We start from the raw sequence: 23,488 nt of genomic DNA, 5'->3' as shown, positions 1-23,488 counted from the left end.
CGCCAGAACGCCCGGGCGCGGCGCCCGAGTCGTCGGCCGGGAAGCCGGGGAAGCCGCCGCGGTTGCGGCGCGCGCGCCACATCCGGCCGGTCACGGCGTCCGCGGGGTCGGGTCCGCGCCGCTCGGCGCGGTCGGAGGGGAGGTCGCGGTGGTGGTGATGGGGGTGGTGTCGCACGGGAGGTCTCCTGGGGTTCGTGGGTGCCGCGGACCGGGCGGTCGAGGCGGCAGGTGCGGCGCGGGGGCGAGCGTGGTCGCTCGGCTGCCTCGGGCGCCGGGAGGGAGCGGATGCTCCGTCGATGCAGTAACGATATATCGCTGATACGACGCTGGCAAGTCTTTCGGAGTGCAGAGGCGCGCGCGGACCGCTCGCCCTCCGCCGTGCCGTCGTCCGCGGCGTACCAGCGAGAGGCGCACCGACGGGTGAGGGGCACGACCGGGAAGGGGCACCGACGGGCGAGGGGCGCCGACGGGCGCGGCGTACGGACGGGCGAGAGGCACCGACGGGACGGCCGACGCCTCGGCGATGAGATCCGTCGACGCCGACGGTCGGTACAGGTGCTCGACACCGCGCACCAGGAGGAGCACCGCCATGCCGCTCAGCGTCCTCGACCCCACGCCGGCGCTCGTCGTCGTCGACCTCCAGCTCGCGACCGTGGGGAGCCCGACCGTGCACCCGACCGCCGACGTCGTGCGCCGTTCCGCGCGCCTCGCCGCCGCCTTCCGCGAGCGGGACCTCCCCGTCGTGCTGACGACCGCCCGCCTCGACGCCCCGCCGCCCGGACGCACGCAGCTCGGCGGCAACCGTCCACCCGTCCCCGAGGACGCGCTCGCGCTCGTGCCCGAGCTCGACGCCCGGCCGAGCGACCTCCGCGGCGAGCACCACGGCTGGAGCTCGCTCGACGCGACGCTCACGGCGGGCCTCCGCGAGCGCGGGGTCACCCAGCTGGTGCTCGTCGGGCTGGCGACGTCCTACGGCGTCGAGTCGACCGCCCGGGACGCCTACGACGCGGGCTTCCACGTGGTCGTGGTCGTCGACGCGACGACCGACCTGACGGAGGACGGCTACCGCCACGCGGTCGACGGCGTCTTCCCCGTGCTCGGCGAGACGACGACGACCGACGAGGTCCTCGCCGCGCTCAGGCGCTGACCCCGCCCCCTCGCTCACGCACCACGCGCCGTCGACGCGGCCCGACGGGCCACCGCGGCGCTCGTCGTGCGTCCGGCGACGCACCCTGCACGCCGCCGGCCGGCCCCGCGACGCACCTTGCACGCCCGCCGGTCGGCCCCGCGACACCCCCTGCACGCCGCCGGCCGGCCCCGCCGCCGTGGCAGCGGAGCCGGCCGGGTCCGGTCAGGTCACCAGAACGGCAGTCCCGGCGGGACGTCGATCCGCGGTGCTGCGGAGCGGGCGCCCGGGTCGGCCGGAGCGAACGGCACCGAGTCCGGCGCGCAGACAGAGCCGTCGGCGGGCGGCTCGCCGGTGAGCAGGTACGTCGCGATGTGCCCGTCGACGCACGCGCTCTTGCCGAGCGCGGTGTGGCCCCAGCCGTCGAGCGTCAGCAGGTGACCCGCCGGGAACAGGTCCCGGTACGGCTCGGTCTGCTGGTACGGCGTCGCGGGGTCGAACCGCGTGCCGACGACGAGCACCGGGGCCGTCGTCGTCTGCTCCCACGGACCGGTGAACGCGTCGCGGTCCTCGATCTTCCAGCCCTCGCACGGCAGGCCCACCCAGCCGCGGAACCGGCCGAAGTACGGCGCGGTCTCGTCGTAGGCGTCGATCAGGCGCGGGTACCGGTCGACGCGGCCGTTCGAGGCGGTGTCGACGCACAGGCTCGCGAGGGCGCCGCCGATCGACGGGTAGTCCTCTCCGCGCAGGCGGGCGCCGAGGGCCGAGCGGGTCCCGGCGGCGGCGGACGCGACGGCCGACGGGTCGGGGGAAGGCGCGGCGAGCTCCGCGAGCAGCGCGGCCAGGTCCGGCCACAGCGCGGGCGAGTAGAGCGACTGGAACGTGGTCGCGACCGCGAGCTGCTGCGTCACGAGCATGGTCGTGCCGTCCGGGAGCGGGATCTCGACGGGCTGCGTGGCGAGCCGGTCGAACGTCTCGTACGCGACGGTCGCGGGGTCGCCGAGCGCGGCGAGCGGGCACGTCGCCGGGCCGCCCTCGGCGCACAGGCGCGTGAACTCCCCGAAGGTCTCGTGCGCGCCCAGCCCCTGCCGGATGCGGATGCCGAGCGGGACGGACGGGGCCGCGTCGCCCGAGCCGGTGCCGCTCCACGCGACGGGGTCGACGGTCGCGTCGAGCAGGAACCGCCCGACCCGGTCGGGGAACAGGCGCGCGTAGGTCGCGCCGAGGTACGTGCCGTAGCTGTACCCGGCGTAGAACAGGCGCTCGTCGCCGACGGCCGCCCGCAGCAGGTCCATGTCGCGGGCGACGTTGGCCGTCGACGCGGTCGCGAACCGCACGGGCGACGTCACCTGGCAGCGCGCGGCGAGAGCGAGGCCCTCGAGCGTGTACCGGGCCTCCTCGCGCGGCGTGATCGGGTACGGCGTCGCGAGCAGCGGCGACGCGTCCTCCTCGGCCTGGGTGCGGAAGCACGTCGCGGGGTCCGAGCCGGCGACCGCACGCGGGTCGAAGCCGAGGACGTCGAACCGCGCGAGCACCTCCGGCGGGTAGATGAACGGGGCAGCCTGCTGGACGAACTCGACGCCGCTGCCGCCCGGGCCGCCCGGGTTCGTGAACAGCGTCCCGACGCGCTCGGCCGGGTCGCCGCTCGCGGGGAGCAGGGTCAGCGCGATCGTGGTCGTCGCGCCGCGCGGGCGGTAGTGGTCGCGGGGGACCTCGGCCGTCGCGCACAGGAACGGCTCGAGGCCCTCGCCGCACGGCTGCCAGTCGATCTCGGGGACGGGTGCCGCGGTCCGTGCGGCAGCGGGTGCGACGTCGGTGGGCGCGGACGGTGGGGCGCCCAGGGCGGGTGGGACGGCGAGCGTCGTGGCGAGCAGCGTCGTGGTCAGGAGGGCGAGCCCTCGGGTCCGGCGCAGGGTGGTCATGGCGGCTCCCGGTCGTCGTCGGTCGGTGCCTTCACCCTGCCAAGCGGGCGCGCCGAGGCCAAGGGCTGCGGGCGATCCGGTGCCGACCGTGCCGCAACGGGCAGCCGCGGTGCGGCCCGAGGAGCACGTGTCGGTCGGTGCTCGTACGGTGCTCGGCACAGGCCGCGGCCGTGGCACCGGGGGGAGCCGCGCGCGGCGTCGCGTATCACGGGCACGCGCCCGGCGTCCTCCCTGCGTCGCCGCCCGACGACGCCCCGACCGTCCGCCCGCCCAGCCCAGGAGCCGAGCATGTCCACACCCGAGAAGGCCAGGTTCTGCACCGACCGCATCCTGTTCCGCGACCAGCAGCGCCTCCAGCGCACCGCCGACGTCGACGGCCGGCTGCAGGCCATCACCCTGCTGCACAAGCTGTGGATCACCGGGTCCACGCTGCACGTCCGCTTCCTCGGCGGCACGCCCGCGCAGCGGCAGGTCGCGCGCGAGCAGGCCGGGTGGTGGACGGAGCACGCCAACATCCACTTCGTGTTCGACGACGCGCCCGACGCCCAGATCCGCATCGCGTTCGACTCCACCGACGGCGCGTGGTCCTACGTCGGCACCGACAACGTCACGATCCCGCCGGACGAGCCGACGATGAACCTCGGCTTCCTCGACGGGGGCACCGCGGCGCACGAGTTCGGGCACGCGCTCGGCCTCGCGCACGAGCACCAGAACCCGGACGGCGGCATCCGCTGGAACGAGGCCGTCGTCATCAAGGACCTCATGGGCCCGCCCAACAACTGGAGCCCCGAGACGATCCGGCACAACGTGCTGAAGAAGTACACGGCCGACCAGGTCAAGGGCACGAAGTTCGACCCGAAGTCGATCATGCTGTACTTCTTCCCCGCCCGGTGGACCCTCGACGGGGTCGGCACCGAGGCCAACGAGGTGCTCTCCGAGGTCGACAAGTCCTACATCGGCAGCGCCGACGCCTACCCGAGGACCATCAAGCCGCCGGAGCTCCAGGCGACCGAGCTGCTCGTCGACGCGGTCAACCGCACGCCCGCCTCGATCGGCGAGGCCGGCGAGGAGGACCTGTACAAGTTCACGGTCTCGACCGCGGGCACGTACGTCGCGAACACCCGCGGACCGACGGACCTCGTGATGGACCTGTTCGGCCCCGAGGACCCGACGAAGCTCGTCGCGTCGGACGACGACAGCGGTGTAGGCCTCAACGCCCGCATCGCGACCGCCCTCGACCCGGGCACGTACTACCTGCGCGTGCGCCACTTCGACGAGAAGCGGGGCACGGGCACGTACACGATGAAGGTGCGCTCGGCCTGAGGCCTGCTCACCGTCCGGCCGGGCTGGCGTCTGCCGCCCGGCCGGCGTCGTGCCCGCCCGGGTCGGTGCGTGCGCCGTCGGGCACGTGCGTGCTGCTGCCCGCAGGCGCGCCCGGGCCGACCCCCGCACCCGCGTCGGGGCGCACGACGAGCGGCCGCTCGGTCGCCGGGCCGAACCCGCGCAGGCGGGCCCGCACGGCCGCCACGACGAGTCGCGGGCGCAGCAGCAGCCGCGGCGGACCCATCAGGTGGTACACGGTCGACGTCGTCCGGTGCGCGAGCTCGTCGCCGTGCACCGCGAGCAGGCCGACCTGCCGGGTCCACCGCCCGAGCAGCGCCGAGACCGCGGGCGGCCGCCCCTCGCTCGTCGCGAAGCGCAGGTCCTCCCCGGTCGCGATGGCCCACGGCACCGCGGCCTCGCGGGCGAGCCTCCGGAGCACCCGCCGCTCGCCGCCGGGGCGCAGCCCGCGCCGGAGCGCGTCGCGCAGCACGAGCGCCTCGCACGCGGCCACCGTCACCCCGTGGCCGTACACCGGGTCGAACGCGCACAGCGCGTCGCCGGTGACGAGCAGGCCCGCGGGCCAGTCGCGCACGTCCTCGTAGTGGTGCCGGCGGTTGCCGGTCTGCCGGTGCACCGCGACCTCGCCCTCGGCGCGTCCGGCGTCGTGGATCTCGGCGAGCGCGCCGTCGCGCAGCCCGCGCAGGTGCGCGACGAACCCGTCGTCGTCCCGCGGCGGCCGCAGCGCCCCCGAGCCCACGCCGGCCACGATCCACCGGCCGCCCTCCACGGGCAGCGCGAGCCCGCCCTGCGGATCGCCCGGTGACTGCTGCACGACGACCCCGGTCGGGGCGACGACGCCGGGCGCGAGCGCGTACAGGCGCGAGGCGTACCCGACCCGTGCGTCGACGTCGGTGACCCGCGCGGGCGAGACCCCGAGGGCGTCGAGCCACACCGGCAGCCGCGAGCTGCGGCCGGTCGCGTCGACCACCAGGTCCGCGGCGACGCTCGTGCCGTCCGCGAGGTCCACCCACCACGCGGCGTCGCCCGGCTCGCCGCGGCGCAGGCCCTCGACCCGCACGCCGTCACGGACGTCGACGCCCGGGAGCTGCGCCACGCGCCGCCGCACCACGTCCTCGAAGAGCGGCCGGGTCGCGGACAGCAGGGCGAACTGGGGCCGCCCGGTCGGCTGCCACCCGAGCTCGCTGTTCCAGGCGAGGTCACCGGTGTCGATCTCGACGGCGCCGGCCGCCCGGAGGTCGTCGCGGAAGCCGGGCAGCAGCTCCTCGACCGCGAGGAGCCCGCGCAGCAGGAAGACGTGCGGCTGCCGCCCCTGCGGGACGCCGCTGCGGGGCCGGGGCGTCGTGGGCAGCTCGTCCCGCTCCAGGACGGTCACCGTGCGGCCGGCGCCCGAGGACGCGGCGGCTGCGGCGGCGAGCGCCCCGGCGAGGCTCGCGCCGAGCACGACGACACGCTGGGGCCGGCTGGGCGGTGACGGACTCGACGGGCTGGGCGTCACCCGGCCTCCTGGGACGAGGGTGCGCCGGCGTCGGGCCGTCGTCGGCTGCCCGACCACTGAAGACCACGGACCACCGGGGCGTCAACGGCCGTGGGGGCCCAGACGGACGGAAGGGGCGGGCGCCGTCGTGACAGCACCCGCCCCTTCCGTGTCGCCGCCCCGCGGCCGGCTCCTACTGCTGCTGCGACCGTGCGATCAGCCGCTGCCCGAGCTGCCCGGCCGTCTGGTTGTCGAGCAGGTTGGTCTGCGCCTCGACGATCCGGGCGAGCGCGGGGTCGTGGCGCTGCACCTCCGAGGACTGCAGGAGGACGGTGCCGGCACCGGTGAAGTCGTACTGGCGCTCCTCGCCGGACTCGCGCCCGAGCATCGCCTGGACCCCGGACATCAGCGAGTACGCCATCCAGTTGTAGTCGTAGTGCTGGCTCGGGGACGGGCAGTCGGCCCAGCCGAGCAGGGCCTCGGGGTCCGCGCGGAACGGCGGCTCGACGAAGATCACCGGGCCGTTGGACGACGCGAGGAACTTGCCGGTGCCGATGAGCGTGACGAAGCCGGGGACGATCGACTGCTTGAGCTCGAGGCCCGTCTCGAACGCGAGCAGGTTGACCTGCTTGATCGTCAGGTTCCCGTCCTCGAGGTCGTAGGAGTTGATGTCGTTGCCGCGGTCGCCGATCACGAGCTTGCCGCGGCCGCTCGCGACGACCCAGTCCTGCGAGTAGAGCGGCGAGGCGAACCGGGCCGCGACCCACGCGGCGCGCGACGCGAACGCGCTCACGCCGGAGAACTCGATGGTCCCGTAGTAGGCGATCATCGCGCCCTTGGACGTGAACCACTCGCCGTTCAGGTCGATGCTGAACGCGTAGGCGTTGACGTTGTCGTTGCTGGGCAGCGTCTGGGCGTCGAGGACGGCCGCGTCGATCCCGGTGATCATCAGAACTTCGCCTCCGAGGCCTGGACGTAGACGGTGCCGTGACCGGCCACGTGGAGCTGGAACGCCTCGCCGGAGCCGCGCCCGACGAGGTCACGCATGCCGACGCTGGCCTTGAGGTCGACCTGGAGCGCGCCGACGTGCCCGACGTACGCCTGCGGGTCGACGCCGACGGTCTCGCCGTTGAGCTGGAGCGGGAACGTGCCGCCGTGCGAGAGCAGCGCGACGGACCCGTGCCCGCCGACCCGGGTCGTGAACAGGCCCTGACCCGTCATGGCGCCGCGCACGGCCGAGCGGATGCCGCCCTGGCCGATGAACTCGACGCTGGTCTGGAGGTTCGCGTCGTGCGCGAGCAGCCGGTCCGCCTCGACGGTGAGCGAGTCGCCGGTGAGCTCGACGACCGTGACGTACAGCCCGCGGAACCCGTAGAGCACCGAGCCGTTGCCCTCGGTCGCCATCATCGGGTTGGACTCGCCGGACATCGCGGCGCCGACCATCCCGCCGACCCCGTGGCCCTGGCCCTGGATCGGGCGGAACGTGACCTGGCCGTCGTAGCCGAGCATCGCGCCGCGCCGCGCGAGCACGGGGCTCTGCTGGCTGACCTGGGCGCGGACGACCTTCTTGTTGACGATCTCGAACGGCATGTCCCCGCCCCTCAGCGCTCGGCCGGCTGGATGTACACGGTGCCCTGGCCCTCGAAGCGCAGCGAGAACGGCTCCCCGCCGCCGTCGCCCGTGATCGAGCGCCACGAGACGCCGGAGACGAGGCTCATCTGCGTCTGGCCGACGCCCGCGACGTACACGTCGGGGTCGACGACGAGCGGCTGCCCGGGGGTGACGGCGAGCGCGATCAGCGGGCCGTGCGACATGATCGCGCACTGCCCGGTCCCGGAGATCTTGGTCGTCGCGAGGCCCTGGCCGGTCGTCATGCCGCGCAGCCCGGAGAACTGGACGTCGAGCTGGAGGCCCTCGGTCACGGCGAGCACGTGCTCGGACTCGACGGTGAGCGTGTCGGCCTGGAGCTGCACGACGGTCACGTCCATCGCGTCCTGCGCGAGGTAGACGCGGCCGGCACCCGCGCACGTCATGAGCGAGATGGACTCGCCGGCGACCTTCTGCTTGAGCGCCGCGCGGAACCCGCCGCCGCCGCCCATGCCGGCCGACTTGAACTCGACCCTGCCGGTGTACGCGACCATCGAGCCGGACGCGGCGCGAACCGAGTCCCCCTGCAGGTCGGCGTGGAGCACCCGCTTGTCCGCGGTGAGGACGGCCACCGGTTCCCCTGTCTTCTCGTGCCCTGACGGGCGTGACGTGTGCCCGGCCCGGGCATCACGGTGGGGCGGCGCGGACCAGGTCCGCCGTCGCCCCGCGGCAGCCTAACCGCGGCGGACGGCTTCCCGGGGCCGTCCGGCCGGACGTCACCCGCCCGGGCCTCGGCGGGCCTGCGGGGGGCTCGCGTGCGCGGCGGCCCGCCCGCGCAGGCCTCAGGCCACCAGGTCCCACGCGAGGCGCACGATCAGCCCCGTGACGACGACGAGGAAGACGACCCGCACGAACCCGCTGCCGCGGGCGACGGCCATGCGCGCGCCGACGTAGCCGCCGACGACGTTCGCGGCGCCCATCAGCAGCCCGAGAGCCCACAGCGGTGCACCCTGCAGCGCGAAGACGACCAGCGCACCCAGGTTCGTCACGACGTTGATGATCTTGGCGTTCGCGGACGCCTCGAGGAACGCGAAGCCGAGGAGCCCGACGAGCCCGATGACGAGGAAGCTCCCCGTACCGGGGCCGACGAGGCCGTCGTACCCGCCGACCGCGAGCCCGAGCACCACGGCGGCGCCGGTGTGCCGCGCTCCCGACCACCGCAGCCGCGTCACGCGCCCCGCGGCGGGACGGGCGAGGGTCCACACGGCGACGACGACGAGCGCGACGAGGACGATCGGGGTGATGACCTCGGGCGGCAGCGAGCTCGCGAGAGCCGCGCCGCCCGCACCGCCGAGCAGCGCGGCGACGGCCATCGGCGCCGCGGTGCGCAGGCCGGGCCGCACGCGGCGGTAGAAGACGACGGCGCTCACGCTCGTGCCCATGATCCCGGCGAGCTTGTTCGTCGCGAGGGCCTGCACGGGGGAGACCCCGGGGACCAGCAGCAGCGCGGGGAGCTGGAGCAGCCCGCCGCCGCCGACGACGGCGTCGACCCAGCCCGCGAGCAGCGCCGCGAGCAGGAGCAGCAGGACGGTCGAGGTGCCGAGGTCGGCGACCTGGGCGAGCGCGTCGGTCACGGGGCCGGGGCGGCGGTGCGGTGGGGGACGGCCGGGGCGGGCGGTGCGGTGCGGCTGGGCGCACGCGTCGGTCGCGGCATGGGGACCAGTCTCGCGCACGCCTCAGGTGGCCGAGCGCCGCCGCGCGGTCGTGGGGTGTGCGTCAGGGCGCTGCGACCACGTACGTCGCGAGCCCGCCGGTGACGACGCCGAGCGAGATCACGAGCGAGAGCAGCCACACGACGGCCACGTCGCCGAACGACCGGCGACCCGGGCTCGCGCCGCAGTGCGCGCACGGCGCACCCGGCTCGGCGGTGTCGACGGCCGAGGGCAGGTCCACGTCCCAAAGCCGGTCCTCGACCGGCGTCCAGCGGTGCCCGTCCCAGAAGAACCTCCCGTTCGGGGAGTACCGGGGCTGGTCTGCGTATCCCATGCCTCGTGGATCGGCGGTCCTCGGGCGTCTCGTGAGCGGCGGCGGGGGTGGTTCCTGCCGCGGGTCGCCGCGGGCAGGCGCGTCGTCCCCTTCGGCTGCCCGGACGACCGCCGGCGTCGCGTGAGCCGGGAGGACCCTGGTCGGGACCGCACCCGGGTGCCTGCCGGCGCCGGGTGGCGACCACGAGGGCGGCGATGCGGATGGCCGGTCCCCACGAGCGGCGCGGGGTCGCGGGTGAGCGGCGGACGGGCGCGGTGCAGCGGTCGACCCCGGCCGTGGCCGCCGTCGACGCGGGCACGTCCCGACCGGGCCTCGGGAACGCGGTCCTCGCCGCGGCGACGACGGCGGCGCTCGGGCTCCGCCGGCCACCGGCGGTCGAGGACACCGTGCAGCGCGCGCCCGACCCCGCGAAGGTCGCCGCCGCGGCGGCGCAGGCCACCGAGGCGACCGCGGACGCGCAGCTGCTCCGGGCGATCCAGGTGATGCCGCCGCTGCCGGGTCAGTTCGGGGCCGCCGGCCTGCTCCTGCGGGCCGTCGCCCAGGCCGGCGTCCCGATCGGGCTCGACGCGGCCGGCAGCGGCGCGGCGACCACGGCGCACCTGTTCGTGGGCAAGGTGCCGGAGGTCGCGCTCGTCGTCGCGGGCGTGCACGGGTCCGAGCAGTCGGGCGTCGAGGTCGCGGAGCGGCTGCTCGTGCAGCTCCAGACGATGCAGCCGCACTTCACCGTGGTCGTCGTCCCTCGACTGTTCCCCGCGAACGTCGCGTCGCGCGCGGCCTGGGAGGACAAGCTCGCGAAGGCCCAGTCGGGGATCGCCGTCGCGAAGTACCAGCAGCTGCGCAACGCCGCGAACGACCCCGGCCGGTCGACGCCCGGCGAGATGGACCCCAACCGGCAGTTCCCGGACGTGGGCAAGGACCTCGACCTGACGAAGCCGCTCGACGCCAAGGGCCGGATCGTCGAGCCGTCGAACATCGCGCTGATGGCCCTGATCGAGGCTTTCAAGCCGTCGCGGATCGTGTCGGTGCACGCGATCAAGGACCTCGGGCAGGCGGGCATCTTCGCCGACCCGCACCCGTCCACGGCCGCGGCCGGCGACCCCCAGGCGCAGGCGGCCGACGCGCTCGCACTCACGATGGCGAAGCGGGCCGACGCGCTCGGGGTGAACACGCGCGGCAACCGCCGCGGCACGGCGTGGACGAGCCTGTACCCGGGGCAGGACAAGGCGCTGTCCGCGAAGCAGATGAAGGTCGAGGCGGCGCGGGGCCGGTCGCTCGGGCAGTGGGCGCCGTCCCGCGGCATGACGGTCGTGACGGTCGAGGTCGCGGAGCAGCACCGCAGCGCCTCGGCGGTCGCGGACCCGGGCCGCGCCGCCGAGCTCGAGGCCGAGGCCACGGTGATCCGCGAGATCTTCCTCGGCCCGCCGCCACCCGCCCCGGCTCCCGTGCCGGCGGCACCCGGGGCGGCGACGCCCGCCGTGCAGCCGAGCGCGGTCCAGCCCGGCGCGGTGCAGCGGCTGCTGGTGCGGGGAGCCGGGGCCGCCGGGAACGACGCGGCCGCGTGGCTCGTGGAGCGGCTGCGCCGCTGACCGGCGCCGCTCCGCCGAGGGCAGAACGCGGAGCCTTGTCGCCCGTCCGGGCCCCGTGCCACGGTGGCAGGACGCCCCAGGGAGGCACGATGACCGAGCCCGCCGCACCGACCGTCGACACCGCGCCCGCCTTGCCCGACGGCGCCGAGAGCCTGTACGAGCACGTCGGTGGGACGGACGGGCTGCGCCGGCTCGTCGCCGCCTGGTACCCGACCGTGCTGACCGACCCGCTGCTGCAGCCGCTGTTCGGTGCAGGCCACCCGGCGCACGTCGACCACCTGGCGGCCTTCCTCGCGGAGGTGTTCGGCGGCCCGACCCGGTACACCGACGAGCTCGGCGGGTTCCCCGCGCTGCTCGCCCCGCACGAGGGCAAGGCGATCCGCGAGGACCAGCGCCGCCGGTTCGTCGACCTCTTCCTCGCGGCCGCCGACACCGCCGGGCTGCCCGACGACGCCCGCACGCGCGACGCCCTGCGGGACTACCTCGAGTTCGGCACGGAGGTCGCGGTGCAGAACTCGCACGCGACCGACGCGGCCGGGCTGCACCCGTGCCAGGAGGTCCCGCGCTGGGAGGCGTGAGGTCGCCCGACGGCCCCTACGCGGACCTGTGCCCGACGGCGAAGACCCGCGAGAAGCCGAGCACGACCCCCCACTCCGCGCGCGGGTAGGCGCGGTCCAGCTCGGCGGTGTAGTCGTCGAGGAACGCCGCGCGCTCGGCGTCGTCGGTCAGGACGCCCAGCACCGGCCGCAGCCCGGTGGCCCGGACCCACTCGAGCACCGGCGACGCCTGCTCGCCCGCGGGGTCGAGGACGTGCTCGTACGTCGTCGTCCAGACGTCGGGCTCGAGCCCGAGACGGGCCAGCGCGCCCAGGTACTCGCCCGGCGAGGCGACCGCCGCCGCCCGCTCGAGCAGGGGGAGCAGGTCCGCGGCGCGCGGGTGCCGGGCGGCGACCTCGCGCATGAGCCGGTGCGACGGCGCCCCGAAGTTCTCGGGCACCTGCAGCGCGAGCCAGCCGCCGGGTGCGAGCGCGCGCACCCAGCGCGGGAGCAGGTCGAGGTGCCCCGGGACCCACTGCAGCAGCGCGTTCGTCACGAGGACGTCGACGGGGCCGCCGAGGGTCGCGGGGTCCCAGTCCTCGGCGCGCGCCTCGACCCACTCGACGCGGCCCTCGGTGTCCAGCGCACGTGCGGCGTCGAGCATCTGCGGCGAGGAGTCGACGCCGACGACGCGCGCCCCGGGCCACCGCTCGGTCAGGCCGAGGGTGAGCGGCCCGTCGCCGCACCCGAGGTCGACGACGAGCCGGGGGGCCGGCGCGTCGACGCGGGCGAGCAGGTCGGCGAACGGCCGCCCGCGGTGCGTGCCGAAGAGCGCGTACTGGCGCGGGTCCCACATGGCGGCTCCTCGGCACGGCGGCAGGTCTCTCGACGTCAAGATATCGACCGGGGATCCGTACGTCGACGTGCGGGTCGGCGCCGTGTGGGCGGGACGCCCTAGCGTGGACGCTCCGAAGAATTCGATCGTCTGCCCGGGCCGCCGCCGACGGCCCGCCGCGCGGGCGGGAGCGAGAGGAGACCGCGATGGCCGAGGTCCTGCTGTTCCACCACGTGCTCGGGCAGACCGAGGGCTTCCACGCGTTCGCCGACGAGCTGCGCGCCGCCGGCCACGTCGTGCACACCCCCGACCTGTTCGACGGCGCGACGTTCGCGACCATCGAGGAGGGTGCCCGCTTCGCCGGGGAGATCGGCTTCGACGTGCTCGGCGAGCGCGGTGCCCGAGCAGCGGAGGGACTGCCCGACGGTCTGGTCCACGCGGGCATCTCGTCCGGTGTCATGACTGCGCAGCGGCTCGCGCAGACCCGGCCCGGCGCCCGCGGTGGGCTCCTGCTCGAGGCGTGCCTGCCGGCGGCGGAGCTCGGCGGCTGGCCGGACGGCGTGCCGGTGCAGGTGCACGGGATGAGCGAGGACCCGTTCTTCGCCGGCGAGGGCGACATCGACGCGGCGCGGGCGCTCGTCGCCGAGGCGGAGGACGGCGAGCTCTTCCTCTACCCCGGCGACCAGCACCTGTTCACGGACCGCTCGCTGCCGTCCTCCGACCCCGCGGCGGCGGCCCTCGTCACCGAGCGCGTCCTGGCGTTCCTCGCCAGGGTCGGGTAGCCCGCGGTCCCGCCGCCGGCTCCCGGTCCGACCGACCGCCCGTCGGCGCGGCCGGACCGGGCGTCCTGTCGTCGGCGCGGCCGGACCGGGCGTCCTGTCGCCGGTGCGCGTGGGCCCGGGCGACGCGTGCCGCCCGGGCCCTCTCCCCTCAGTGCTGGGCGTCCGCGGGCGAGCGGCGCCGCACCGCGGACGCGACCGCGCTCAGCAGCACCCCGAGCGCGACCCACGCCGCGAGGACGGTCACCGGGCCTGCGGCGCCCGCGCCGTCGAAGTAGGCGGTGCTCCGCAGCAGCGTCCCCGAGGCTCCCGGTGGCAGGAGCTGCCCGACCGCGCCCCACGGCGGCGTGAGCATCACCGGCGCGGACGTCATGCCGGAGAGCGGGTTGCCGACGAGCATCACGAGCGCCGCGCCCGCCGCGAAGCCCGGGGTGCCGGCGAGCTGCTCGAGCCCCAGCAGGGTCAGCGAGATCGCCGCGATGCCGAGCGACAGACCGAGGGCGACGGGCCAGAAGGCGCCGGACGTGCTGCCGTACCAGGCGTCGAGGATGACGGCGAGCGTGGTGCCCGCCGTCAGGGAGTACGCGCTCGCGGCGGCGACGCGGAGCCAGGGCCGGCGGGGGAGCGCCCGCACGAGCGCGATCGCCGGGAGCATGGCGCCGAGCGTGATCGGCAGGGCGGCCGCGGCGATCCCGGCGCCGCGGGGGTCGCCGTCGGGCAGGGGCACGACGTCCTGCGTGGTGACGGGCATGCCCGACTGGTCGGCGAGCGCGTCGCCGACGCCCGTGAGCAGCTGGGCCACGACCGGACCGGCGCCGCTCGCGACGACGACCGTCGCCCCGTCGGGCGTCAGCACGAACCCGCCGTAGGCCTCGCGGTCCAGCACCGCCTCGCGGAGCGCGTCGGCGTCCGGGTAGGTCGTGACCTCGAACGCCCCGGGCTGCGCGGCGGCGAGCGCCTGCTGCACGCCCTCGACCGCGGGGGTCGGTCCGGTGAGGCCGACGGGGACGTCGTGCGGCTCGGACGTCACGGCCGGCAGGGAGAACGCCACGAAGATCGTCGCGATCGCCGCGGTCAGCACCAGGACCAGGCCGGTCGCGGTGACCCACGGGTGCCGTGGGGAGGTCGGCACGGGGTGGGCGGTGTCGCCGTTGCCGGACAGTGCCGTGGCGGACGGCGCCGTGCCGGCGGTCCCGGCTGGAGCGGTGCCCGGGGCGGGGGCGCCGGGCGACCCGGTGCCGGACCTGGTGCCGGCCGGGTCGGTGCCGGAGGGGGTCGTGCTCTGGGTTGCGTGCACGTCGGTCATGAGGGCTCCTCGGTCGCCGCGTCCCCGGGTCGGGGAGCGCTGCTCCGAGCGTAGAACTCATCACTCGTTGAATTCAACACTTGGTGAATTTCGTTAGGCTGGAGTCATGGGCGAGGCAGTGCGACGCGGCGGACGGCGGGCCGGGCAGAGCGGGACGCGCGACGCGATCCTCGACGCGGCCCGCGCGCAGTTCGCCGAGCGCGGCTTCGACCGCGCGACGATCCGCAGCATCGCCACGGCGGCCGGCGTCGACCCCGCGCTCGTGCACCACTTCTTCGGGACGAAGGACGAGCTGTTCGCGAGCGCGCTCGAGCTGCCCTTCGACGCAGCGGTCATGCCCGACCTGCTCGCCGGGGACGTCGGCACGGTGGGGGAGCGCGTGGTGCGGCACTACCTGGAGGTCTGGGCCGACCCCGTGACCGGCGCGCGGCTGCAGACGGTGTTCCGGTCGGTGGCCGCGCGGCCCGAGGCGCTCCAGATGGTCCGTCGGTTCGTCACCGAGCGGCTGCTCGAACCCGTCGCGCAGGCGCTCGGGCGGGACCGCGCCGCTCTGCGGGCGGAGCTCCTCGGCGCCCAGCTCGTGGGCATCGCGTTCGCGCGGTACGTCGTGCGGCTCCCGCACCTGCAGGAGCTCGACGTCGAGGAGCTCGTCGCGCTCGTGGGCCCGTCCGCGCAGCGGTACCTCACGGAGGACCTGCCCGGGGCGTGACCCGCGGGCGGCTCGCCGGAGCCGCGCCCCGGGACGGCGACGGACGGCGAGAGGCCGCCGAGCCCGGACCCCGCAGGAGCGGAGCGCCGGGCCCGACGGCCTCGGTCGGTCAGTCGGAGGTCACCCTCCCGAGCAGGTCGCCGGCGGCGTGCTGCCGTTGCCGTTCTTCATCACCGTGACGCCGAACGAGTTCCCGTTCCCGTTCGGTGTGAACGAGGTCCCGCTCCGGGTGGCGTTCCAGCTGCTCTGGATCGACTGGCCCGAGCCGAGGCTCAGGTTCACGGTCCAGGCCGAGCTGCCGCTCACCGTGTAGGTCACGTTGAACCGGTCCGACCAGTCCTCCGCGCGGGTCGCGGTGACCGTGCAGCCGCCGGTGCCCGGGTTGGGGGTGGTCGGGTTGGTCGGCGTCGTGGTGCCGCCCGACGGGGCGACGGCGCGGCCGGTGCTCGTCGAGATGTGGCCCGTGCACAGGTTCCGCGAGGCGAGGTCGGAGAGGATGCCTGGCAGCGCCTGGATCGTCGCCGTGGGCCAGTCGTGCATGAGGATGATCTGGCCGTTGGTCAGGCGGCTCGCCGCCTGGCGGATCTGGCTCGCGCTGACGTTGTTGTAGTCCTGCGAGTCGACGTCCCAGATGACCTCACGCAGACCGAGCGAGGACTCGACCGACTTCAGCGTCGCGTTGGTCTCGCCGTACGGCGGCCGGAAGATGTTCGGGGTGACGCCGGCCGTCTGCTGGATCGCCGTCTGGGTCCGCGAGAGCTGCGACTGGATCTCGCTCTGACTCATGTTTACCAGGTGCGGGTGGTCCCAGCTGTGGTTGCCGATCTGGAAGCCGGCGTTCTTGTAGGCCTGCATGAGCGACGCGTTGTTCGTGGCGTTCGAGCCCGTCGGGAAGACGGTCGCGGTGGCGCCGGCGTTGCGGAGCGTGCTGATAAGCTGGTTCGTCGTCGCCGGCGTGGGCCCGTCGTCGAACGTGAGGCCCACGTAGCCGGCCGAGCAGCTCCCGGTGGCCGGCGGGGGCGTCGTCGTGGTCGGGTTGGGGTTCGGGTTGGTCGTTCCGCCGCCCGAGCAGGACGCCGACGGTGTCGCGGTGTTGCCGTTCTTCATCACGGTGACACCGAACGAGTTCCCGTTGCCGTTGGGCGTGAACGTCGTGCCGTTGCGGGTCGCGTTCCAGCTGCTCTGGATCGACTGGCCGCTGCCCAGGCCCAGGTTGACCGTCCACGCGGAGCTGCCGCTGACGGTGTAGGTCACGTTGAAGCGGTCGGACCAGTCCTCGCCGCGCGTCGCGGTGACCGAGCAGCCGCCCGTGCCCGGGTTCGGGTTGGAGGTGCTGGTCGGGTTCGGGTTGGGGTTCGGGTTGCTCGACCCGCCCTCGCTGACCGTGATGTTCGAGCTGCCGGAGCTCTGGTAGCCCTCCGTGGCCATGACCATGTAGTCGTGGGTACCGAGGTTCATGCCCTTGCTGGCCCACGCGTCGAAGTGGTTGCCCGTGGTGATCGTGCCGCCCGTGCGCTTCTGCTGGCGGACGCTCCAGTACTGGTAGAACGTCGAGCGGTCGCCCTCGATGGAGGGCTGGTTGACCCGCTGCGTGCGGTAGATGTCGTACGTGCCGCCGTCGCTGGTGACCGTGCCCATGTTGGTGCCGGTCGGGCGGTAGGTGCCCCAGTTGTCGACGATGTAGTACTCGACGAGGGGGCCTCGGGTCCACCCGTAGAGCGTCAGGTACGAGTTGCCGCCGGGGTTGAAGGTGCCGGAGTAGTTGACGACCTTGCGGCCACCGGTCTGCCAGCCCTTGCCGCCGACCCAGTTGTTGATGCCGGACCACGAGGTGCGGTAGTTGCCGGCGTCGCCCATCGTGAACTGGACGTTCCCGCTGTCCTTCCAGAACGAGTAGAAGAAGCCGTTGTGCGTGCCCGTGCCGTTGTTGGTGAGGGTCACGTCGGCGGCCTGGGCCGGGGCGGCGGCGACGAGGGCGCCGACGGCCAGCGTGCTGGCGGCGGCGAGGCCGGCCAGTGCGCGGACCAGCCGGCTGCGCCTCGGCGCACCGCGGGTCAGAGTCGTGCTCGGGGACATCCTGCACTCCTTCGTGCCGAATCGGCGTCGAAACTATCGGACTCTGCAGCGTGATCCCTGGACGAGGATGGCGGTGCAGACGCCCGGGCGAGCCGCGTCGACGTCGACGCGGTGGCCGTTCCCGGCGAGTGTGGAGCGCTTTTCCGGCGCGGGCAAGGAGTTCAGGTCAGTCGGGCAGCTCTATGAAACGTTTCTCACCGCGCGATAGTTTCGGAAAACTGCAGGTCGCTTTGCGTCGAAGTGGCGCCCCAGTCGTCCCGGGCCGGCGCCGACCGTCCGGCGGGTCCGGCGAGAGCCCGGTGCGCCCGGACGGGCGGTGCTGCTGGTCCGCGCCGACGTCACGGCGCGATCACCAGCTCGGCGACGAGGTCGCCGTCCAGCACGAAGCGGAGGCCGAGCTCGACGACACCGCCGGGGAAGTCGCCCTCGAGGCGCTGCGTGACCAGCCAGCGGGCGCCGTCGACCCGCCGCGCGCCCAGCAGCTCCGTCGTGTAGCGGAACTCCGCCCCCGCGCGGTCGAGGAACCGCCGGACCTCGTCGGTCCCGCGGTAGGTGGTGCCGTCGTCGACGACCACCGCCGTCGGGGTGAAGACGCGCAGGGCGCGCTCGGCGTCGCGCGCCTCGCGCGCGGCGAGGTAGTCGCGGACTGCGGGCGGGAGCTCGGAGGGCAGGACGGGCGTCTTCGTGGTCATGCCTCGACCGTGGGGCCTCCCCCGGGGCGAGGCGCAAGCGCGGGACCCTCCCCCCGGGGGAGGGTGCACGATGGCGGCGTGCTGACGATCGGGGAGTTCTCGCGCCTGACCCACCTGAGCGTGCGCACCCTGCGCCGCTACCACGACGCGGACCTGCTGGAGCCGGCGACCGTCGACGACGCGACCGGGTACCGGTACTACGCCGCCGACCAGATCCCGACCGCCCAGGTCGTGCACCGGCTGCGCGAGCTGGGCGTCCCCCTCGTCGACGTGCGGCGCATCCTGCGCTCGCCCGAGCCCGGCGCACGGGCCGACCTGGTCGCCGAGCACCTGCGACGGCTCGAGGCCGAGCTCGACCGGACGCGGGCCGCGGTCGCGTCGCTGCGCCGGCTGCTGGCACCCGCGCCGGCCCCGCTCGCGGTGGAGCTGCGCGCGGTGCCGTCGACCGTCGTCGCCGCGGTCGAGGACGACGTGGCGCACGACGAGGTGCTCGCCTGGTACGCCGGCGCCACGGCCGAGCTCGACGCGGCGGTCGACCGGCCGGCCGGGGCGCCCGGCGGCCTCTACGACAACGCGCTGTTCGAGGAGGGCCGCGGCCACGTGCTCGTGTACCGGCCGACGGACCGGCCCGCGCGCGTCGGCCGCGTGCACCCCGTGACGCTGCCCGCGGTCGAGCTGGCGGTGGCGACCCACGTCGGCGAGCACGACGACATCGACGTCACGTACGGCGAGCTCGGTGCGTGGGTCGTCGCCAACGCCCTGGCCGTGACCGGGCCGGTGCGCGAGACCTACCTCGTGGGGCCGCGGGACACCCCGGACCCGTCGGCGTGGCGCACGGAGATCGGCTGGCCCGTCTTCCGCGTCGCCCCGAGCCCGGCGTGACGACGGCGCGCACCGCGCGGGCGGGTGCCCGTGCCGTGCGCGCCGTCGCGTGCGCTCCAGCCGTCCGCGGACCGGGTCCGGGGGCGGCCCGTCGTCAGCCGACCGTGCCGGTGACCGCCGTCCCGTTCCGGACGACCGTGTACTCGAGCGTCTCGCCGCTCCAGAAGTGGAACGTCAGGACGACCGGGGCGCCGTCGGTCACCTCGGCGAAGAACGCCGGCCGCAGCACGATCGTGCCCGCCGCCGTGTCGGGCGCGAACGTCACGTCGTACTCCTTGAAGGACGTCCAGCTGTGCGGTCCCGCGTTCGACCCGTCGAGGTAGCGGGCCTCCATCGTCGCGAGGCGGTCACCCCGGAACTCGGTCGGCACCGCGAACGCGTCCGTGGTCCCCGTCGCGCCGGAGAGCACCGGGGTCTCGGCGCTCACGACCTCGAGCCGCCACGGGACGCCCTTCGAGAACCGCACCTCGAGCACCGCGCGCGTGCCGTGCTCGCCGGAGCCGACGAGCCGGGTCAGCAGCGCGACCGGGAGCGTCAGCGCGTCGCCCGCGAGCGTGAACTCCTTGCCCGCCTTGAGCTTCTTGCCGTCGAGGTAGAGGCCCTTGAAGGTCTGGCCGTTCGGGTCGAGCGTCACGGTCTGCGCCGCGACCGCGCCGGGGCGGACGAACACCTGGTCGGTCGACGCGGTGCCCGAGCGGCGCGTCCAGCTCGACCGGAGCTGCGCGTACAGCGCCGGGTCGCTCCAGGTGAACGCCGTGCGGCTCAGGTGCTGGCCGTTGTCCCAGAGCATCGTCGTGACGCCGGTCGTGCGCGCCTGGTGGCCGAGGGCCTCGAAGAACTTGAGCTTCTCGCCCTGCTCGATCGTGCCCGTGTGCCGGTCGAAGCCGAGCAGCCCGTACTCGCCGAGGATCACGGGGATGCCGCGCGCGACGAACGTGTCCCGCACGCGGTCGAACGTCCCGGTCAGGTCGGCCTGGGCGGCGGCGTCGAAGCGCGTCCCGCCCGCGACGTTCACGCTGAACGGCCAGTAGCCGTAGTAGTGGAACGTCGCCGCGAGGTTCGGGTCGTCGAGCTCCTCGAACGTCGCGACGAGCGCGTCGAGCCGGCCCTGGTCCGCGTTGGTGTGCAGCGTCGGCAGCACGAGCACCCGGTCGGCGTTGCGGCCGCCCGACGAGCGCACGACCTCGTGGAACGCCGCGTTGAGCTCGTGCAGCAGCGCGTAGCTTTGTGCGTCGCCCGAGACCCCGGCGAACTGCGGCTCGTTGATGCTCTCGAACAGCAGCGTGCGGGGGTGGTCGCGGAACCGCTCGGCGAGCTGCTCCCAGGTGGCGGTGAACTGCGCGAGGACCTCGTCGTGCCGGGTCGGCATCTGGTTGGTCCACATCCACGAGTCGTGGTGCAGGTCCAGCAGCACGGCCAGGTCGGCGTCGAGCGCCCAGTCGACGACCTCCTCGACGCGGTCGAGGACCGCCGGGTCGATCGTGTAGGCCGGCGCGGGGCCGGAGTGCTGGCCGAGCGTCACGGGGATGCGGACGCTCTGGAACCCGGCGTCCTCCACCGCGCGCAGCAGGTCCTCGGTCACGCGCGGGTTGCCCCACGCGGTCTCGTCGGCCCCGACGGCGTCGAGGGTGTTGCCGAGGTTCCAGCCCGGCTGCATCTCGGCGACGACCTCGGACGCGGGGTCGACGCCGGCGGGGCGCGGGCCCGCCTGCGGGGTGGGGCCGGCGCTCGCGGGAGCGACGACGGTGGTGGTCAGTGCGAGTGCGGCGGCCAGAGCGGTCAGGCTCGTCCAGGCAGGTCGTCTCACGGGTTGCCCTTCTACGCGGGGGGCCTCGTTGCCCCGGGGGCGCGGTGCGACGCGGGCCGGGGCGGATCGGTCCGTGTCGAAGCGCTTCGACTGCAGCCTAGGCGACTGCGCGCCGGAAGGGCACCCCCTGCGGGAAGCGGTGTCCGGGGCGGTGCCGCGACGCGACCGTGGTGCGAGGGTGAGAACCGCGGTCGGCCTACGCCTCGCCCGCGACGGTGGCCGGGTCGCCATCACGCGTCGGCTCTTGGCGCAGGAGGTCACCGGGCTGGCAGTCGAGCGCCTCGCACAGGGCCTCGAGGGTCGTGAACCGGACCGCCTTGGCGCGGCCGTTCTTGAGCACCGCGAGGTTGGCCGGCGTGATGCCGACGCGCTCCGCGAGCTCGCCGACCGACATCTTCCGGCGCGCGAGCATGACGTCGATGTCGACGACGATGGGCATCAGATCACCTCGTCGAGCTCGGCGCGCAGCGTCGTCGCGGTCGAGTCGAGCGCGACCGCCTTGGCGAGCAGCGCGCGCATCACGAGCACGAGCAGCGCGATCCCGATGCCGCCGATCGCGCCGACGCCGATCAGCAGGACGATGCCGGGCGCGACGGCCTCGCCGGGCGCCAGGACGGTGCCGAGCGCGAGGGCCAGCACGGAGCCGGCCACCGCCGCGCCGATCACGACGTCGACGTAGCGGAACGCCGCCGGGCTGAACACCGTGTCGCGCCGCACCATCGTGAGCAGGCGCCAGATGCAGACGAGCGCGACCTCCACGGCCGCGACGGCCAGGAAGCAGATCACGACGATCGGCCACCGGAGGTGCGTGAGCTCGCCGACCTCGCCGTCCGGGTCGACTGCGAGGAGCGGGAGCATCGCCGCCTGGAGCGCGAGCATCGCCGCGAACATCAGCACGATCACCACCCGGAGCGCGAGAACGGCCATGCGTCCCATGTCGTGCACCTTCCCGTCGACCTATCGAAGAACGATAGGAATCTATCGTTCCAGGGCGGCAACGGCAAGAAGGGTCGGCGAACCTCACCCGACTCTGACGTGAGCCGCGCGCGACGTCACACGGCCGGGTGGAACGTGCGCGTCATCCGGGTGCACCGCGCGCCGTTGACTCATGCATACCTGTCGCCCGACCGATGGGCCGCGAGGAGGTGACCGTGCCCACGCTCGTCGAGCTGGTGTCCCTGGTGGCGGCCGTCGTGGCGACGGTCACGGGCGTACGCGTCCTGCGCCGTCGCCGCACCTCCCCGCTCGCCCTGCCGCTCGCGCTCATGCTGTTCGCGGCGTCCGAGTGGGCCACGGCGCGCGCGCTGCTGCACGTCGCCGCACCGTCCGTCCCGGCGACCGTCGCGCTGCACTACGCCGTCTTCCCGGGCGCGGCCGTCGTGGTCGGCGCCGCGTTCTGGTACTTCCTCGTGCTCTCGGGCCGCACGCTCACGCGCCGCACAGCCGTGCTCCTGTGCGTCCACCCGGTGCTGCTCGGCCTCGTGCTCCTCACCAACCCGTGGCACGAGGCGTTCCTGCGCCTCGACGTCGTCGACGGAGCGGTCGAGGACGGTGTGGGGCCGCTGTTCTGGGTGCACAGCGCGTACAGCTACGCGCTGCTGCTGCCCGGCATCGGGCTCGTGCTGCGTGCCATGACCCGCGCGGTGCCCGGGCACCGGCACGTCTACGCCGTCGCGGTGCTCGGTGCCACGGTTCCCTCGATCGGCAACGTGCTCACCACGGTGATCGCGACCCGGTCCGAGAACCTGCACCTCACGCCCGTGTTCTTCCTCGTCAGCGCCGCGATCTGGGCGTGGGTCGAGCGGTTCCGCCAGCACAGCCGCGTCGTCCCCGTCTCGACCCGCCAGGTGCTGGAGGCGCTCGCCGACGCCGTCGTCGTGCTCGACCCGGGCGGCCGGCTGCTCGACGTCAACGCCGCGGCGCGCGTGCTGCTCCGCGGCCCGGACGGTGCGCCGCTCGACGACCGCGTGATCGGGGCGCCGTGGGAGGAGCACCTCGGGCCCGAGGTGGGCGACGTGCTCGCCGACGGCGGGAGCCGAGTGCTGACGACCTCCTCGGGCACCGTGCTCGACGTGCGCGTGACCCGGATGACCGACCACGCCGCCCGCCCGGTCGGCACGGTGGTGGTGCTGCGTGACGTGACCGAGCTCGAGCGGCTGCGCGCCGAGCTCGCGCACCAGGCGACCCGCGACGGGCTCACCGGCCTGCACAACCGGCGGGCGTTCGAGCAGCGCCTCCGCGACGCCGTCGAGCACGCGCGGTCGACGGGCACGCCCCTGAGCGTCGTGCTGCTCGACCTCGACCACTTCAAGGCCGTCAACGACACGCACGGTCACGCCGTCGGCGACCGCGTGCTGGTCGCGGTCGCGGAGGCCCTCCTCGAGGCGGCCGCCGACGGCGAGACGGTCGCGCGCCTCGGGGGCGAGGAGTTCGTCCTGCTGCTGCCCGGCCGGACCGCTCCGGAGGCCGCCGAGCGGGCCGACGAGGCGCGGGCCGCGTGTGCGCGCGCGGCCGTCGCCGTGCCGGGGGGCGACGTGCGCGTCACGATCAGCGCCGGGGCCGCCGCGCTGTCGCCGGACGGGACGTCGGAGGGGATCCTGCGGGCCGCCGACGTCGCGATGTACGCCGCGAAGTCGGGCGGTCGGGACCGCGTCGTGACCGCGCCGGGGCGTGGGGTGCGGCGGCGCGCGGTCCGGCGGTAGAGCAGGCAAGCGCGGGGCGCCGGGCGTCGGCGGGCGAGCGACGCGCCGCGCCTCGGCCGGGCGCGCGACGATCCCGGTG

22 protein-coding genes are annotated in these 23,488 nt (G+C 74.9%); 8 read left to right on the top strand and 14 right to left on the bottom strand.

What is annotated here, in order from left to right:
• The first annotated feature begins 589 nt into the window (after nucleotides 1-589).
• Nucleotides 590-1,147, top strand: a complete 558-nt coding sequence (locus AB6N24_RS16450; protein WP_412870463.1) for a cysteine hydrolase family protein — start codon at nucleotides 590-592, stop codon at nucleotides 1,145-1,147.
• Nucleotides 1,148-1,356: 209 nt separating this feature from the next.
• On the opposite strand, the gene AB6N24_RS16445 is transcribed toward AB6N24_RS16450, so the two are convergent.
• Nucleotides 1,357-3,048, bottom strand: a complete 1,692-nt coding sequence (locus AB6N24_RS16445) for an alpha/beta hydrolase (protein ID WP_412870462.1) — start codon at nucleotides 3,046-3,048, stop codon at nucleotides 1,357-1,359.
• A 288-nt stretch (nucleotides 3,049-3,336) separates the two neighbouring features.
• Between AB6N24_RS16445 and AB6N24_RS16440 the strand changes: the two genes are divergently transcribed.
• On the top strand, nucleotides 3,337-4,371 hold the full coding sequence (locus AB6N24_RS16440) for a M12 family metallopeptidase (protein ID WP_412870461.1): 1,035 nt from the start codon (nucleotides 3,337-3,339) through the stop codon (nucleotides 4,369-4,371).
• 7 nt (nucleotides 4,372-4,378) lie between these two features.
• On the opposite strand, the gene AB6N24_RS16435 is transcribed toward AB6N24_RS16440, so the two are convergent.
• The 6 genes from AB6N24_RS16435 to AB6N24_RS16410 form a co-directional block, all read right to left on the bottom strand.
• Nucleotides 4,379-5,833: an NAD(P)/FAD-dependent oxidoreductase gene (locus AB6N24_RS16435; RefSeq protein WP_412870460.1), complete on the bottom strand. Its 1,455-nt coding sequence runs from the start codon at nucleotides 5,831-5,833 to the stop codon at nucleotides 4,379-4,381.
• A gap of 226 nt (nucleotides 5,834-6,059) precedes the next feature.
• Complete coding sequence (locus AB6N24_RS16430) at nucleotides 6,060-6,815, bottom strand: AIM24 family protein (RefSeq protein WP_412870459.1); 756 nt, start codon at nucleotides 6,813-6,815, stop codon at nucleotides 6,060-6,062.
• Nucleotides 6,815-7,456 (bottom strand): AIM24 family protein, encoded by a 642-nt coding sequence (locus AB6N24_RS16425; RefSeq protein WP_412870458.1) that lies wholly within the window; start codon nucleotides 7,454-7,456, stop codon nucleotides 6,815-6,817. The genes AB6N24_RS16430 and AB6N24_RS16425 overlap by 1 nt, the downstream gene beginning before the upstream one ends.
• An 11-nt stretch (nucleotides 7,457-7,467) precedes the next feature.
• Nucleotides 7,468-8,085 (bottom strand): AIM24 family protein, encoded by a 618-nt coding sequence (locus tag AB6N24_RS16420; RefSeq protein WP_412870457.1) that lies wholly within the window; start codon nucleotides 8,083-8,085, stop codon nucleotides 7,468-7,470.
• A 210-nt stretch (nucleotides 8,086-8,295) separates the two neighbouring features.
• Nucleotides 8,296-9,087, bottom strand: a complete 792-nt coding sequence (locus AB6N24_RS16415; RefSeq protein ID WP_412870456.1) for a TSUP family transporter — start codon at nucleotides 9,085-9,087, stop codon at nucleotides 8,296-8,298.
• Nucleotides 9,088-9,229: 142 nt separating this feature from the next.
• Nucleotides 9,230-9,499 (bottom strand): hypothetical protein, encoded by a 270-nt coding sequence (locus AB6N24_RS16410; RefSeq protein ID WP_412870455.1) that lies wholly within the window; start codon nucleotides 9,497-9,499, stop codon nucleotides 9,230-9,232.
• 200 nt (nucleotides 9,500-9,699) lie between these two features.
• Between AB6N24_RS16410 and AB6N24_RS16405 the strand changes: the two genes are divergently transcribed.
• Nucleotides 9,700-11,085 (top strand): M14 family metallopeptidase, encoded by a 1,386-nt coding sequence (locus AB6N24_RS16405; RefSeq protein ID WP_412870454.1) that lies wholly within the window; start codon nucleotides 9,700-9,702, stop codon nucleotides 11,083-11,085.
• Between the two features lie 89 nt (nucleotides 11,086-11,174).
• Nucleotides 11,175-11,663, top strand: coding sequence for a group II truncated hemoglobin (locus AB6N24_RS16400; RefSeq protein WP_412870453.1), 489 nt, complete (start codon nucleotides 11,175-11,177; stop codon nucleotides 11,661-11,663).
• 16 nt (nucleotides 11,664-11,679) lie between these two features.
• Here the strand turns inward: AB6N24_RS16400 and AB6N24_RS16395 are convergent, their stop codons facing one another.
• Nucleotides 11,680-12,477 (bottom strand): methyltransferase domain-containing protein, encoded by a 798-nt coding sequence (locus AB6N24_RS16395; RefSeq protein WP_412870452.1) that lies wholly within the window; start codon nucleotides 12,475-12,477, stop codon nucleotides 11,680-11,682.
• A gap of 185 nt (nucleotides 12,478-12,662) precedes the next feature.
• Here AB6N24_RS16395 and AB6N24_RS16390 point away from each other — a divergent pair, with 185 nt between their 5' ends.
• On the top strand, nucleotides 12,663-13,238 hold the full coding sequence (locus AB6N24_RS16390) for a dienelactone hydrolase family protein (RefSeq protein ID WP_412870451.1): 576 nt from the start codon (nucleotides 12,663-12,665) through the stop codon (nucleotides 13,236-13,238).
• A 148-nt stretch (nucleotides 13,239-13,386) separates the two neighbouring features.
• Here the strand turns inward: AB6N24_RS16390 and AB6N24_RS16385 are convergent, their stop codons facing one another.
• On the bottom strand, nucleotides 13,387-14,541 hold the full coding sequence (locus tag AB6N24_RS16385) for an ABC transporter permease (RefSeq protein WP_412870450.1): 1,155 nt from the start codon (nucleotides 14,539-14,541) through the stop codon (nucleotides 13,387-13,389).
• Between the two features lie 106 nt (nucleotides 14,542-14,647).
• Here AB6N24_RS16385 and AB6N24_RS16380 point away from each other — a divergent pair, with 106 nt between their 5' ends.
• Nucleotides 14,648-15,250 carry a TetR/AcrR family transcriptional regulator gene (locus AB6N24_RS16380; protein ID WP_412870449.1) on the top strand — a complete coding sequence of 201 codons (603 nt, stop codon included), beginning with the start codon at nucleotides 14,648-14,650 and terminating at the stop codon, nucleotides 15,248-15,250.
• 120 nt (nucleotides 15,251-15,370) lie between these two features.
• Here the strand turns inward: AB6N24_RS16380 and AB6N24_RS16375 are convergent, their stop codons facing one another.
• Together AB6N24_RS16375 and AB6N24_RS16370 are read right to left on the bottom strand one after the other, a co-directional pair.
• Complete coding sequence (locus tag AB6N24_RS16375) at nucleotides 15,371-17,326, bottom strand: glycoside hydrolase family 11 protein (protein ID WP_412870448.1); 1,956 nt, start codon at nucleotides 17,324-17,326, stop codon at nucleotides 15,371-15,373.
• Between the two features lie 338 nt (nucleotides 17,327-17,664).
• Complete coding sequence (locus tag AB6N24_RS16370) at nucleotides 17,665-18,018, bottom strand: nuclear transport factor 2 family protein (protein ID WP_412870447.1); 354 nt, start codon at nucleotides 18,016-18,018, stop codon at nucleotides 17,665-17,667.
• A 78-nt stretch (nucleotides 18,019-18,096) separates the two neighbouring features.
• Between AB6N24_RS16370 and AB6N24_RS16365 the strand changes: the two genes are divergently transcribed.
• Nucleotides 18,097-18,900 (top strand): MerR family transcriptional regulator, encoded by an 804-nt coding sequence (locus tag AB6N24_RS16365; protein ID WP_412870446.1) that lies wholly within the window; start codon nucleotides 18,097-18,099, stop codon nucleotides 18,898-18,900.
• Nucleotides 18,901-18,994: 94 nt separating this feature from the next.
• Here AB6N24_RS16365 and AB6N24_RS16360 read toward each other — a convergent pair whose 3' ends face one another.
• The 3 genes from AB6N24_RS16360 to AB6N24_RS16350 form a co-directional block, all read right to left on the bottom strand.
• Nucleotides 18,995-20,707, bottom strand: a complete 1,713-nt coding sequence (locus AB6N24_RS16360; protein WP_412870445.1) for a cellulase family glycosylhydrolase — start codon at nucleotides 20,705-20,707, stop codon at nucleotides 18,995-18,997.
• Between the two features lie 196 nt (nucleotides 20,708-20,903).
• Nucleotides 20,904-21,146: a helix-turn-helix domain-containing protein gene (locus tag AB6N24_RS16355; protein WP_412870444.1), complete on the bottom strand. Its 243-nt coding sequence runs from the start codon at nucleotides 21,144-21,146 to the stop codon at nucleotides 20,904-20,906.
• Nucleotides 21,146-21,643: a DUF2975 domain-containing protein gene (locus tag AB6N24_RS16350; RefSeq protein ID WP_412870443.1), complete on the bottom strand. Its 498-nt coding sequence runs from the start codon at nucleotides 21,641-21,643 to the stop codon at nucleotides 21,146-21,148. The genes AB6N24_RS16355 and AB6N24_RS16350 overlap by 1 nt, the downstream gene beginning before the upstream one ends.
• 215 nt (nucleotides 21,644-21,858) lie before the next feature.
• On the opposite strand from AB6N24_RS16350, the gene AB6N24_RS16345 reads away from it, so the two are divergent.
• On the top strand, nucleotides 21,859-23,409 hold the full coding sequence (locus AB6N24_RS16345; RefSeq protein ID WP_412870442.1) for a histidine kinase N-terminal 7TM domain-containing diguanylate cyclase: 1,551 nt from the start codon (nucleotides 21,859-21,861) through the stop codon (nucleotides 23,407-23,409).
• Nucleotides 23,410-23,488 lie beyond the last annotated feature (79 nt).

It is taken from the genome of Cellulomonas jepli (genome assembly GCF_047229345.1).
Lineage (GTDB): Bacteria > Actinomycetota > Actinomycetes > Actinomycetales > Cellulomonadaceae > Cellulomonas_A.
This window is presented reverse-complemented; position numbering and strand designations above follow the sequence as displayed.

Bases quoted from the DNA above. Each gene is read 5' to 3' on its own strand.
- AB6N24_RS16440 (WP_412870461.1), top strand. From the start codon at position 3,337: ATGTCCACACCCGAGAAGGCCAGGTTCTGCACCGACCGCATCCTGTTC.
- AB6N24_RS16370 (WP_412870447.1), bottom strand. From the start codon at position 18,018: ATGACCACGAAGACGCCCGTCCTGCCCTCCGAGCTCCCGCCCGCAGTC.
- AB6N24_RS16375 (WP_412870448.1), bottom strand. From the start codon at position 17,326: ATGTCCCCGAGCACGACTCTGACCCGCGGTGCGCCGAGGCGCAGCCGG.
- AB6N24_RS16425 (WP_412870458.1), bottom strand. From the start codon at position 7,456: ATGCCGTTCGAGATCGTCAACAAGAAGGTCGTCCGCGCCCAGGTCAGC.
- AB6N24_RS16395 (WP_412870452.1), bottom strand. From the start codon at position 12,477: ATGTGGGACCCGCGCCAGTACGCGCTCTTCGGCACGCACCGCGGGCGG.
- AB6N24_RS16445 (WP_412870462.1), bottom strand. From the start codon at position 3,048: ATGACCACCCTGCGCCGGACCCGAGGGCTCGCCCTCCTGACCACGACG.
- AB6N24_RS16380 (WP_412870449.1), top strand. From the start codon at position 14,648: ATGGGCGAGGCAGTGCGACGCGGCGGACGGCGGGCCGGGCAGAGCGGG.
- AB6N24_RS16405 (WP_412870454.1), top strand. From the start codon at position 9,700: ATGGCCGGTCCCCACGAGCGGCGCGGGGTCGCGGGTGAGCGGCGGACG.
- AB6N24_RS16350 (WP_412870443.1), bottom strand. From the start codon at position 21,643: ATGGGACGCATGGCCGTTCTCGCGCTCCGGGTGGTGATCGTGCTGATG.
- AB6N24_RS16450 (WP_412870463.1), top strand. From the start codon at position 590: ATGCCGCTCAGCGTCCTCGACCCCACGCCGGCGCTCGTCGTCGTCGAC.
- AB6N24_RS16355 (WP_412870444.1), bottom strand. From the start codon at position 21,146: ATGCCCATCGTCGTCGACATCGACGTCATGCTCGCGCGCCGGAAGATG.
- AB6N24_RS16400 (WP_412870453.1), top strand. From the start codon at position 11,175: ATGACCGAGCCCGCCGCACCGACCGTCGACACCGCGCCCGCCTTGCCC.
- AB6N24_RS16410 (WP_412870455.1), bottom strand. From the start codon at position 9,499: ATGGGATACGCAGACCAGCCCCGGTACTCCCCGAACGGGAGGTTCTTC.
- AB6N24_RS16385 (WP_412870450.1), bottom strand. From the start codon at position 14,541: ATGACCGACGTGCACGCAACCCAGAGCACGACCCCCTCCGGCACCGAC.
- AB6N24_RS16390 (WP_412870451.1), top strand. From the start codon at position 12,663: ATGGCCGAGGTCCTGCTGTTCCACCACGTGCTCGGGCAGACCGAGGGC.
- AB6N24_RS16430 (WP_412870459.1), bottom strand. From the start codon at position 6,815: ATGATCACCGGGATCGACGCGGCCGTCCTCGACGCCCAGACGCTGCCC.